Source organism: Gilliamella sp. GillExp13 (assembly GCF_001690815.1).
Lineage (GTDB): Bacteria > Pseudomonadota > Gammaproteobacteria > Enterobacterales > Orbaceae > Gilliamella > Gilliamella bombi.
The window spans coordinates 36,143-47,399 of record NZ_LZHJ01000022.1 but is presented as its reverse complement, the minus strand read 5'-3'; the positions used below and the strand labels follow the sequence as shown (position 1 = coordinate 47,399).

The following is an 11,257-nucleotide window of genomic DNA, read 5'->3' as shown; positions in this document are numbered from 1 at the left end:
TTCGACCTATTCGGCGTCGAGATACGGTTATGCCTTGCTTTCTCAGCTCTGCTTGCAGACGCCTTGTACCATAAGCACGATAATTAGTATTAAAAATTTCACCCACTATTTCACTCAGTGATATATCTTGTGATTGCTGCGTTAATTGCCGTTGATAATAGAAACGATTTCGGGTTACATTTAAACATCGACATAATGCACGTAAGCTGTATCGATGCTTATTATGTAAAATTAACTCGATTTTCTTCCCATTATCAACGTCGCTTGCTTTAGGATATCATTCTCCATTAACAAGCGTTTATTCTCTTTGCGTAGCGCGATAAGTTCGTTATCTTCAGTTCGACGATTATCTTTTGCGATGAATGAGCCGGTAGTTTGGTACTGCATTATCCAATTATCTAATGCTGATTTGGTGAGGTCATACTCTGCGACGATATCCGCACGTTTTTTACCATTTTGATATAGCATGACCATTTGTTTTTTGAACTCGTTAGTAAAGCTACGTTTTGCTCTTCGTGATGAATCGATTGCCATTGTTGTTACCTTCTCTTATTTTTAGTTTATCATAACAATGACCTTATAAAACTGGTACTAATTAGTGTAGCCGATCCACTGTATTAGATTAGTATTAAGGATAAACGCAAATACCACCATTAGAACTAGGAACCCAATCTGATTTTAGATTTTTAACAGTACCACTGCCCGATTCTACGAAGAAATCGCTATCGCTAGTCCAATAGTTACCACGGCGGGAAAAGCCTGCACTATCGTACATAGTCAAGGTTCCCCATTCCGTTATGAATCCTGATCCTATATTGCGTAGTACATCATTACGGCGTGACTGTGGTGAAGCGCCGTCTATTCCATTTCTACAAGGAAAATTGTCGTATCTGGGGTGGTTATCTACGCCGCATTTCGCATTGGTCAGATCTTTTACTCTTGGCATACGATAACCTATCGCATTACACCATGCGGTTTGCTCAGATTGGCTACCCATTTTATCACCACGATGGACAAACCACTGCTTCAATATAAAACTATACTTTAATACCTCTCCAGATCTATTTCTACCCACTAATTCAAATGTTTGCGGCAAATGTGGCTTACGAACTGGACTTGGATTATTGGAGTTTCTTTGAGCATAATTTGCTGATGGACCTGTTATAATAACGCGTATAAATGTACTTTTTTTAAAAATAGTTCTTGTACTACAGGAAGGCATAAAACTTTCCAGAGTACTGCAAGCCTCATAAAACCAAGACTCATTCCTTGGTATACTTGTCACTGTGGCAGTAATTCCTTCATGTGTATCTGAATCCCAGATTAAATCATTTACATTTCCCTCTAAAACTAAATCAAAAAATAACCCATCAGCACCAGTGGTAGGAAAATTAAAAGCATTTAAAGGATATGGTTGAGCAAAAAACCCTTTATTGTAAACAAATTCAGGAGTCGTGGGTTCAGGTTGAAAATCGTTGATACCTTCATTATAAATATAGTAAGGTGAAAGGGTTGGAGTCGCAAATAAGATAACTGGATCAGCAGGTAGCATTATTGCATCACTACGATGATTATTTACACGACCACTTTTACTAGTTAATGCCTGTAAATTCCATGAAGATGACAATAATAACAGTCCCAACACCAATAAGCTTTTTTGGAACAATTTCGATAATACGTTGAGAGATAATTTGGAAGATATAAATAAGTTTCGTGTAAAAACTCGTCGAATAGGATTATTTGATAAATTTAAGACATAGGTTTGCCAGTGCTTGTGCCTAAAATGATAATGCATTACATTCCTCGTGTTAAGTAATATTTTGTTTTATTTGAATTTTTATATTTATTCGCTTATTTAATAAGCTTATTTTTCTAAAGCGATGAAAGTATAGCCATTTAAGGGGGTGATTGACTAGTTTTTTGGCGGACTTTTTTGTAAAGAAATGTAAAGATGAAAACGGTTCAGCTTTATAGATAGGTGAATTTTATAATTAAAATAGGGTGTTAGCTTTAGGACTTTTTGATTTTTACGGAATGATTAATATTGCTGATAACATCTAAAACACAAACACACCCAACCGCCCAGTTTGGCGTGCTAGCTTTATTTCGTTATCGGTATATTTTGATGCTGTGATAAGGCAAGCATATTAGCATTGTGGTGCTATAAGTGTGTTTTTTACTTTAAAATCGTTCAGGTAGACTATTGATTTTATTTGATTTTTTGTTTTAGTGAAATTAATTCGCTATAAAGTATCTTTGGGAATTTTATATTTTGTTTAAAGTCTATTTGAATGCATTTAAGTATTACATGCCAGCTTTAATTTGTTCATGATAAAAAATTCTTACTTGAGATGCTGATTTTCTTAGTTGTCAGCACATTTTGATATTGAAATATACCAACAACTAGGCAATGTTCTGCTTTATAGACTTTATTTAACGTAGAATTAAAGTTTGACCTATTTACCAATACAAAACGAACTGAATATACGGCTTAATAAATCATCAGAAGTAAATTCTCCTGTGATTTCGCTTAAGGATTCTTGCGCTAATCTTAGCTCTTCAGCGAGCAATTCACCAGCATGGAAGGTGACTAGTTGGTGTTTACCATTATTTAAGTGCTCGGCTGCCTTTTCAAGTGCTTGAAGGTGGCGGCGACGTGCTAAAAATCCACCTTCTGTGCTACTGGTAAAGCCCATTGTTTGTTTTAGGTGATTGCGTAATAGTGAAATGCCTTCCCCCGTTCGAGCTGAAAGCTGAATCAGTGAGTAGCCATTTACTTCACTGTATCCTAGCTTTTCGCCTGTTAAATCGGCTTTATTACGAATTACGGTTACTGGCATATTTTTAGGTAAGCGTTCAATAAATTCAGGCCATAGCTTTTCTGGGTTGGTTTCTGTTGTGGTTGTGCTGTCAACCATGAATAATACACGATCAGCTTGCTCAATTTCTCGCCAAGCACGTTCTATACCAATTCGCTCCACTTCGTCACTAGCTTCTCGTAAACCTGCGGTATCAATAATGTGTAGTGGCATGCCATCAATATGGATATGTTCACGCAGTACATCACGCGTGGTGCCTGCAATATCGGTCACAATGGCAGCCTCACGCCCAGCTAACGCATTAAGTAAGCTTGATTTTCCTGCATTAGGACGCCCTGCTATGACTACTTTCATGCCCTCTCGTAACAATGATCCTTGTTTAGCTTCTTGGCGAACTTCGCTTAAACGAGTTATGACTTGGTTAAGCTGTGCTTCTATTTTGCCGTCAGATAAAAAGTCAATTTCTTCTTCAGGAAAGTCGATTGCTGCCTCGGTAAATATGCGTAAATGAATTAAGGATTCAACCAATGCATTCACTTTTTTAGAAAATACTCCTTGCAAAGATGATATTGCCGATTTTGCCGCTTGTTCTGAGCTAGCATCAATCAAATCAGCAATAGCTTCGGCTTGTGCCAGATCTAGCTTGTCATTTAAAAATGCACGCTCTGAAAACTCTCCTGGCTTTGCAATACGGATGTTAGGAAGTTCTAATATACGCTTTAAAAGTAGATCCAAAATAACTGGACCACCGTGCCCTTGTAATTCAAGTACATCTTCGCCTGTAAAAGAGTGTGGATTTGGGAAAAACAGCGCAATACCTTCATCTAAGATTGAACCATCAGTAGCTAAAAAAGGAAGATAATGCGCATACCTTGGTTTGGGTATTTGTCCTAATACTGCCTGAGCCACGGCTTGGGCTTGGGGTCCAGAAATGCGCAATATACCTACGCCACCACGACCTGGTGGTGTTGCTTGTGCAACAATTGTGTCTGATTTCATATTTATCTGTAGCTGATTTAAATTTTAATAGTTAATGATATCATGGACGCACGGCAAAAACAGTAGTTACCCGTGCTTTTGCCGTAATGTGCCGATGATTTTAGTTAGATGGTTGACTTGGTAATTGGTTTTTAGAGGTTTTACTATCGCTTGGATGGTCAAATAACCAAGAATTTGCTAGTGCTAGGGGTTCTCTTATTAATGCGATATATTTATCTCTTTTAGTCAAATCTAATGGCGCGGCTAAGCCTGATACATCGTTAATTCCTGAACGTTTAGCTAGCATTAGCGATCGCAATAAATGAAAATCATTGGTTACCACAACCGTTTTGCCTAAAGGTAATATACGATTTGCATAGATAAATTGTTGGGCTGTTCGGGTTGATTTGTCTTCTTGATAAATTCGATTAGCATCGATCTCTTTTTCAATTAAATATTGGGCCATTACACTAGCTTCAGTTGCAGATTCGTTTTTTCCCTGTCCGCCACAAACAACAACTTTGGTTTGTGGGTTATTTTGTAAATAATTTATGGCAATATTTAAACGCTCGGCTAAGGTTGAAGAAGCTATGGCTGGTGTGTTAATCACTTGGGCTCCCAATATGACCAAGGTATCGGCATTTTTTATTGGTTTTTGCATCGAAGAAATATAAATCGCAATGTTAGCAATAATGAAATAGGCTAATATTAAGGCTATACCATACTTTATTGATTTTACTATCATCCATTTTTCCTTTATTTTTTATAACAATTTTCAAAATGATCGTTAACTAATCCCATGGACTGCATAAAAGCATAACAGATGGTAGAACCAACAAATGTAAAACCTTTGTTTTTTAGCGATTTTGACATTTTTTCTGATATATCAGTACTTACGGGGACTTCGCTTTTATCGTTAAAATGGTTAATAATTGGTTTATTATCAACAAACGACCAGATAAATTGCGAGAAATCTTCACCACTTTTTTGCATGTTTAAATAAGCATGAGCATTTTTTACAATGCTATTTAGCTTTAAACGATTACGAATTAGTCCTTTATTTTTTAAAAGATGTTCAATATTTTCAGGCGTTAGCTGAATAATTTTGTGTGGGTCGAAATTAAAAAAGCAACGTCGATATTCATCGCGTTTTTTTAGAACAGTGATCCACGATAATCCCGCTTGTTGCCCTTCAAGGCAAATTTTTTCAAATAGTTTAAGGCTATCATATTGGGGGTTGCCCCATTCGTTATCGTGGTAATGAATGTATATTGGGTCATCCAAAACCCAACTACAGCGTACTTTGTTGTTATTTGTCATCAAATTTTATCTAATTTATTTATTATTGATTATGCTTTATCGTGATTTATATTTTTTAAGCTTCGATTAGTTGAATTATAAATCAAATAAGTAGTTTTGTTACATGCATTAAATTTTTTTATGATGAAAAAAAGCCTTTTTTTTGTGGCAGAATGAATCTCACGTTTTTAACTTAAATCAATAAAAGATAGATTTTTTATTTTCTAACTTAATTTAATAATAAGGTTTTTCCATGAGTCAGTCTGTAATTAACGCGGAATGGCAGCCTAGTGCTCGACCATTAAATCGGCAGGATTTTAAAACGTTAGTTTTGTCCTCTTTGGGTGGTACATTAGAATTTTATGATTTTGTTATTTATGCGCTTTACATCGATACCATTGTAAAACCACTATTTTTACCGCATTTTTTATCGCCATTAACGTTAGATTTATTTGCATGGGGTATTTTTGCTGCTGGTTATTTGGTTCGTCCTGTTGGTGGCATTATTATGGCGCACTTTGGTGATAAAGTGGGACGTAAGCGAATGTTTACCTTAAGCGTGGCTATGATGGCATTACCTACATTTATCATTGGTGTTTTACCAACTTATGAAGTGATTGGTATTTTTGCACCTCTGTTATTATTAGTAATGCGTATGCTTCAAGGTGCCGCAATTGGTGGTGAAATGCCAGGAGCTTGGGTGTTCATTGCTGAGCATGTGCCAAAACAACGTTATGGTTTAGGTATCGGTACGTTAACTTCAGGTATTACTGGCGGTATTTTACTTGGCTTTATTGTGACTATCATTATTGATCTTTGTTTTACCACCGTAAATATTTTAGATTATGCTTGGCGTATTCCGTTTATTATTGGTGGTATTTTTGGCGTTATTTCGGTTTATTTACGTCGATTTTTATCTGAAACACCTATCTTTAAAGAGTTAGCGGCACGCAAAGCAATTGAAAAGAATATTCCTGTCGTTACCGTGCTTCAAAAACATAAAACAGCTTGCCTAATTGTGGCTCTTTTGACTTGGTCGTTGTCGACGGCAATTATGGTGGGTATTTTGATTACACCGGGTCGTATTGTAGGTGGCATGTACCATTTTGCTAATCTTGATTGGCGTATTGGTGGTTGTATTGCTGCACTAACTTTGACTATCGGTTGCATTATTTTTGGTTGGTTAGAAGATAAAATAGGTACAACCAAAACAATGCTAATTAACTGGGGCGGACTTGCTATTATGTGCATTGTATTTTATAGCTCTTTGTCGCCAGATATGTCCTTAACTAAACTTTATTCGCTTTGGGCTGTATTTGGGCTATTTATTGGTTCTGTTGCAATGACAGCAATAGTTGGTACAAGAGCTTTCCCTCCTGCGATTCGTTATTCGGGTTTGTCATTTTCGTATAATTTAGCCTATGCGCTATTTAGTGCATTTACACCAACATTAACCATTTATCTATTAAGCCCTGAACATTTATTAGGTCAATATAGTTATCTTGGTGCTGGTATTTACATCTCTTTTGTAGCGTTAATTGCGGTTGGGGTCGGTTTCTTTCCTTTAGCTAAAAATGGCTGGCAAAGTGATGCAAATCATTAATCGATAAAAGCCTAAATAATAAAAACATTAATTATAAAAATATTAATAAAAAAGCAGGACTAATAGCCTGCTTTTTTATTACTAATATCGGTTGTTTTTAACGCATGGTAACAAACTCTTCGGCAGCAGTTGGGTGGATAGCCACCGTATTATCAAAGTCTTTTTTAGTTGCTCCCATTTTAAGCGCTACTGCAAAGCCTTGTAACATTTCGTCCATTCCGTAACCAATACCATGAATACCAACAATTTTTTCATCTTTCCCCACGCATACTAATTTCATTCGACAAGGTTGTCGATGCTGTGTTACTGCGGTGTACATTGCTGTAAATGTTGATTTATACACTTTTACTTTTTCTTCACCATACTGCTGTATTGCTTCTGGTTCAGTCAATCCTACTGTACCAATTGCAGGATGAGTAAATACGACGGTCGGAATATTACTGTAATCTAAATGTTCATCTGGTTTATTGTTAAATAACCTTTCTGATAAGCGACGCCCTGCGGCAACAGCAACAGGTGTTAGCGCTATAGCGCCTGTAATATCATCACCGACAGAATAGATGCCCGGGACATTGGTGTTTTGGTATTTGTCGACGATAACAAAACCTTTATTATCAACCGCAATTCCTGCCGCCTGTAAATTCATGTCATTTGTTGCTGGAACACGTCCAATCGCCCAAATTAAACAATCAACTGTGTAACTTTCGCCATTCTCGATGTTTAATGTTAGTGAATTATCACTATTTTTAATTACCGATTTTGGAACAGCAAAAGTATGTAATTGTTGCCCTTCAGTAGCAATAACTTCCATTAAGGTTTCAATAATAAGCGGATCAAAAGATCGTAGTGGTGTAGCATTGCGAACAAATTGATGTGTTTGTGCACCCAAGGCGTGTAATACGCTTGCTATTTCACAAGCAATATAACCTGCGCCAACAACTGCCACACGTTTTGGTAAGGCTTTTAGAGTAAAAAAGCCATCTGAAGTAATGCCATATTGCGCACCTGGAATATTGGGAATGCTTGGTTTTCCGCCAACAGCAATTAAAATATGATCAGCACTATAGTGCTCGCCATTTACCTCAACGGTATGAGAGTCAACAAATTTTGCATAGCCATGAATGACATCAACTTTGTTATTAGTAAGAACCCGATCGTAAGACTGATGAATGCGATCAATATAAGCAGTTCGACTAGCAATTAATTTATCCCAATTGAATTGATTAATAGTGGTATCAAAACCGTAATCGGGACCATAATGTTTAATAGCTTCTGCAATTTGAGCGCCATACCACATTACTTTTTTGGGTACACAACCAACATTAACACAGGTTCCACCTAATAATTTGGCTTCAATAATGGCACATTTTTTTCCATAGGACGCAGCTCTATTAATTGATGCTATCCCTCCACTACCACCGCCAATGGCAATGTAATCATAATGTTTGGTCATAAAATATCCTTAATACTCTTTTTCGTTATTTGCTTATTAGCTTTGCATAAAGATCACAATAAAAAAAGTATTAATTTTGAAATTTAACAATAGTTATTAACGATTGATTAAAGTGTATTAATTTTTTTACTGATTTTTATCTTAAACAAGGATTAACTAAGGTTATTAAGAGTTGAAAAGCCAATCGGCTACTTATTTCAAAGTAGCCGATTTTATTTGTGATTATTTAGCTTAGCGTTCTTTTTATTGCGTTAATAATGTTGGTTGTTGAACATCCATCTTCAAAATTGAGCACTTTAACAGTTCCACCAGCAGCAATAACTTCTTTACCGCCTGCTATATTTTCAGGTTTATAATCGCCACCTTTGACTAATACATCGGGTAAAATAGTGGCTATTAATCGTTGTGGTGTTTCTTCCTCAAATGGCACGACCCAATCAACTGAATCAAGTGCACCTAATACAATCATTCGTTGCATAAGTGGGTTTATTGGTCTTGATTCACCTTTTAACTGCTTAACCGAGGCATCGCTGTTCACAGCAACTATTAGACGATCACCAAGTTTACGCGCATTAGCAAGGTAAGAAACATGTCCTGCGTGTAAAATATCAAAGCAACCATTGGTCATGACAATTTTTTCACCACGCAGCCGTGCTTTTTGAACTTCTTCTTTAAGTTCTTCTTCTGTCATTACACCAAATCCGTCATCGGCACGTGCTCGAATGGCATTACTTAACTCTACTTGTGATACTGTTGAAGTGCCAAGTTTACCAACAACAACACCCGCTGCCGCATTGGCTAAGAAACAGCTTTCCTCTAAAGATTGCCCTGCGGCTAAAGCTGCAGCTAATGTGGCAATTACAGTATCGCCAGCACCTGTTACATCAAATACTTCTTTAGCTTGAGTCGGTAGATGATAAGTTGGTTTATCTAATTGAAGCAATGTCATGCCTTTTTCGCTTCGTGTAACCAATAGCGCTTTTAGTTGGTACTGTTTAATCAGTTGGTGGCCTTTTTCTATGATTTCATCTTCACTTTGACAATGACCAACTACCGCCTCAAACTCTGACATATTTGGGGTTAAGATTGTTGCACTGCGGTAACGTTCAAAATCAGTCCCTTTGGGATCAACTAGAATCGGTACATTTGCTTGATTGGCAAGCTTAATCATTGCTTGAACTGCTGATAATGCTCCTTTAGCATAGTCCGACAGAACCAATACTTTATGCGTCGCCAATGCTGTTTGAATACGCTCAAGAATAGGAGTTGCATCAATATTGCCAAATCCTTCTTCAAAATCAATACGGATCAATTGTTGATTACGTGATAAGACTCGTAGTTTAGTTATAGTTGGGTGTGTTGAAACAGAGACAAAATCACATTGAACTTTGTGGTTACTTAGCTGTTCATCAAGAATTTTAGCTGGTTCATCAATACCTGTTAGTCCGATTAGTCGTGCGTTACCACAAAGCGATGTAATATTCATAGCAACATTAGCCGCACCACCTGGTCGCTCTTCTAAAGAGTCAATTTTAACTACAGGTACTGGCGCTTCGGGGGATATCCGATTAGTTCCTCCATACCAATAGCGATCTAACATAATATCGCCTACAACTAATACATTGGCACAATTAAAATCAGGTAATGATGTATTCATTATGACTTGTTATCCTTAATTATTCAGTTAATTCATCTTTTATCTGTTAACTATCTTTATCAGATTCATAACTGCTGTCATCTTCTGTTTTGTCGTTTTTTCGTGGTTGATAAAAACGGGCAAAAAAAGTGCCAATTTCAAATAGTAAACAGATAGGTACAGCTAATAATATTTGTGAAAATACATCAGGCGGTGTAACAAACATTGCGATAGCAAATACCCCTACAATAATATAAGGGCGCTTTTTTCGTAGACTATTAGGTGTAGTTATTCCTGTCCAACAAAGTAGTATAATGGCAACTGGCACTTCGAAAGCAAATCCAAAAACAATAAAGAGTGTCATTACAAAATCAAGGTATTTTGTAATATCTGTATTGATAGCTACATCAATAGGTGCAGTGTGAATAAAAAAGTAAAATGCTAGTGGAAACACCACAAAGTAAGCAAATGCGATACCAAGATAAAAGAGAATTGTGCTTGATACAATTAACGGCATTACTAGACGTTTTTCATGTTGATATAGCGCTGGTGCGATAAATCCCCAAACTTGATACAGTATGTAAGGAATTGAGATAAATATTGCCACCACCGCAGTTAGCTTAATTGGGGTAAAAAATGGTGCTGCAATATCTGTTGCTATCATGCTACAACCTTGAGGTAATTGGCTGATAAGCGGATTTGCCACGATATGATAAATATCATTGGAAAAATAGAGTAAGCAAGCTAATACTAGCAAAATACAGATAATTGAACGCAGAAGCCGTGCTCTAAGTTCAACAAGATGTCCAATTAATGGTTGTGTAGCGTCGTCAGTCATGATTTATTTTTATCTGAGTGAGAGTTAGAGTTAGAGTGAGAATCGATCTGCGTTGCAGATTCGATCTCGTTTTGTAATGATTCTGTTACGCGCTTTAAATCATCAATTGATTCTTGAATCTCTGGCGTAAGTGTTGTTAAACCACTTTGTTCAGCCTTTTTTAGACTGTCTTGTAACTCTTGTAGCTTAAGTTCTTTATTTAATTCTAACTGTACAGTAGCAGACATTCGGCGGAGTACTTTTATCCATCCTGCAACTGTTTTTATGGCAATAGGTAATCGTTTTGGTCCTAAAACCACCAGACCAACAATTAATACCAATAATAACTGACCAAAGCTGATGTCGAACACGGGTTACTCTTTTTTGCTATTGTTAGTATCTGTATTGTTAGTTTCTGATGAGTCGATATTTTCGACTTTTTGTAAATTGTCGTGCTCTTTTTGGTCGTGGCCGTCATCATCATTCATCGCTTTTTTAAAACCTTTAATTGATGCGCCAAGATCGGAGCCTAATGTTCGTAATTTTTTTGTTCCAAATAACAAAACAACAACAGCAACTAATATGAGGAGTTGAGGCAAGCTTGGCATCATGATAATTATCTCCAGTAAGGTTAATACCTAAATTATACACA

The 11,257-nt window shown here is 36.7% G+C and carries 12 protein-coding genes; 1 reads left to right on the top strand and 11 read right to left on the bottom strand.

The genetic code is table 11. The annotated features are described in order from the left end of the window. From A9G37_RS13405 to A9G37_RS01520, 6 genes are all read right to left on the bottom strand, one after another. Nucleotides 1-106: IS3 family transposase (locus A9G37_RS13405; protein WP_141671004.1), on the bottom strand; the 106-nt coding region annotated here is incomplete at its 3' end. 125 nt (nucleotides 107-231) lie between these two features. Then, complete coding sequence (locus tag A9G37_RS01540) at nucleotides 232-534, bottom strand: IS3 family transposase (protein ID WP_065560538.1); 303 nt, start codon at nucleotides 532-534, stop codon at nucleotides 232-234. A gap of 94 nt (nucleotides 535-628) precedes the next feature. Then, entirely contained in the window at nucleotides 629-1,795 is a 1,167-nt protein-coding gene (locus tag A9G37_RS01535) for a hypothetical protein (protein ID WP_065574418.1), read from the bottom strand. Nucleotides 1,796-2,456: 661 nt separating this feature from the next. After that, nucleotides 2,457-3,818 carry a tRNA uridine-5-carboxymethylaminomethyl(34) synthesis GTPase MnmE gene (gene mnmE, locus A9G37_RS01530; protein WP_065574417.1) on the bottom strand — a complete coding sequence of 454 codons (1,362 nt, stop codon included), beginning with the start codon at nucleotides 3,816-3,818 and terminating at the stop codon, nucleotides 2,457-2,459. Between the two features lie 100 nt (nucleotides 3,819-3,918). Further along, a complete protein-coding gene (locus tag A9G37_RS01525; protein WP_065574416.1) occupies nucleotides 3,919-4,542 on the bottom strand; it encodes a YdcF family protein in 624 nt (207 codons plus the stop codon). Between the two features lie 11 nt (nucleotides 4,543-4,553). After that, nucleotides 4,554-5,117, bottom strand: coding sequence for a DNA-3-methyladenine glycosylase I (locus tag A9G37_RS01520; RefSeq protein ID WP_065574415.1), 564 nt, complete (start codon nucleotides 5,115-5,117; stop codon nucleotides 4,554-4,556). 232 nt (nucleotides 5,118-5,349) lie between these two features. Between A9G37_RS01520 and A9G37_RS01515 the strand changes: the two genes are divergently transcribed. After that, entirely contained in the window at nucleotides 5,350-6,699 is a 1,350-nt protein-coding gene (locus A9G37_RS01515; protein ID WP_065574414.1) for an MFS transporter, read from the top strand. Nucleotides 6,700-6,796: 97 nt separating this feature from the next. Here the strand turns inward: A9G37_RS01515 and gorA are convergent, their stop codons facing one another. The 5 genes from gorA to tatA form a co-directional block, all read right to left on the bottom strand. Further along, nucleotides 6,797-8,152, bottom strand: coding sequence for a glutathione-disulfide reductase (gorA, locus tag A9G37_RS01510; RefSeq protein WP_065574413.1), 1,356 nt, complete (start codon nucleotides 8,150-8,152; stop codon nucleotides 6,797-6,799). Between the two features lie 226 nt (nucleotides 8,153-8,378). Continuing rightward, nucleotides 8,379-9,809, bottom strand: a complete 1,431-nt coding sequence (hldE, locus tag A9G37_RS01505) for a bifunctional D-glycero-beta-D-manno-heptose-7-phosphate kinase/D-glycero-beta-D-manno-heptose 1-phosphate adenylyltransferase HldE (RefSeq protein ID WP_065574412.1) — start codon at nucleotides 9,807-9,809, stop codon at nucleotides 8,379-8,381. A gap of 46 nt (nucleotides 9,810-9,855) precedes the next feature. Next, entirely contained in the window at nucleotides 9,856-10,626 is a 771-nt protein-coding gene (gene tatC / locus A9G37_RS01500; protein WP_065574411.1) for a twin-arginine translocase subunit TatC, read from the bottom strand. Continuing rightward, nucleotides 10,623-10,976 carry a Sec-independent protein translocase protein TatB gene (gene tatB, locus A9G37_RS01495; RefSeq protein WP_065574410.1) on the bottom strand — a complete coding sequence of 118 codons (354 nt, stop codon included), beginning with the start codon at nucleotides 10,974-10,976 and terminating at the stop codon, nucleotides 10,623-10,625. Before tatB ends, tatC begins: the two co-directional genes overlap by 4 nt. Nucleotides 10,977-10,979: 3 nt before the next feature. Next, the gene (tatA, locus tag A9G37_RS01490) at nucleotides 10,980-11,216 is read right to left on the bottom strand and encodes a twin-arginine translocase TatA/TatE family subunit (RefSeq protein WP_065574409.1); all 237 of its coding nucleotides are present in this window, start codon (nucleotides 11,214-11,216) and stop codon (nucleotides 10,980-10,982) included. Nucleotides 11,217-11,257: the final 41 nt, after the last annotated feature.

What these genes read in the sequence shown, in the direction of transcription:
- tatA (WP_065574409.1), bottom strand. Translation starts at nt 11,216, where the DNA reads ATGATGCCAAGCTTGCCTCAACTCCTCATATTAGTTGCTGTTGTTGTT.
- A9G37_RS01515 (WP_065574414.1), top strand. Translation starts at nt 5,350, where the DNA reads ATGAGTCAGTCTGTAATTAACGCGGAATGGCAGCCTAGTGCTCGACCA.
- tatC (WP_065574411.1), bottom strand. Translation starts at nt 10,626, where the DNA reads ATGACTGACGACGCTACACAACCATTAATTGGACATCTTGTTGAACTT.
- mnmE (WP_065574417.1), bottom strand. Translation starts at nt 3,818, where the DNA reads ATGAAATCAGACACAATTGTTGCACAAGCAACACCACCAGGTCGTGGT.
- A9G37_RS01540 (WP_065560538.1), bottom strand. Translation starts at nt 534, where the DNA reads ATGGCAATCGATTCATCACGAAGAGCAAAACGTAGCTTTACTAACGAG.
- gorA (WP_065574413.1), bottom strand. Translation starts at nt 8,152, where the DNA reads ATGACCAAACATTATGATTACATTGCCATTGGCGGTGGTAGTGGAGGG.
- A9G37_RS01525 (WP_065574416.1), bottom strand. Translation starts at nt 4,542, where the DNA reads ATGATAGTAAAATCAATAAAGTATGGTATAGCCTTAATATTAGCCTAT.
- hldE (WP_065574412.1), bottom strand. Translation starts at nt 9,809, where the DNA reads ATGAATACATCATTACCTGATTTTAATTGTGCCAATGTATTAGTTGTA.
- A9G37_RS01520 (WP_065574415.1), bottom strand. Translation starts at nt 5,117, where the DNA reads ATGACAAATAACAACAAAGTACGCTGTAGTTGGGTTTTGGATGACCCA.
- A9G37_RS01535 (WP_065574418.1), bottom strand. Translation starts at nt 1,795, where the DNA reads ATGCATTATCATTTTAGGCACAAGCACTGGCAAACCTATGTCTTAAAT.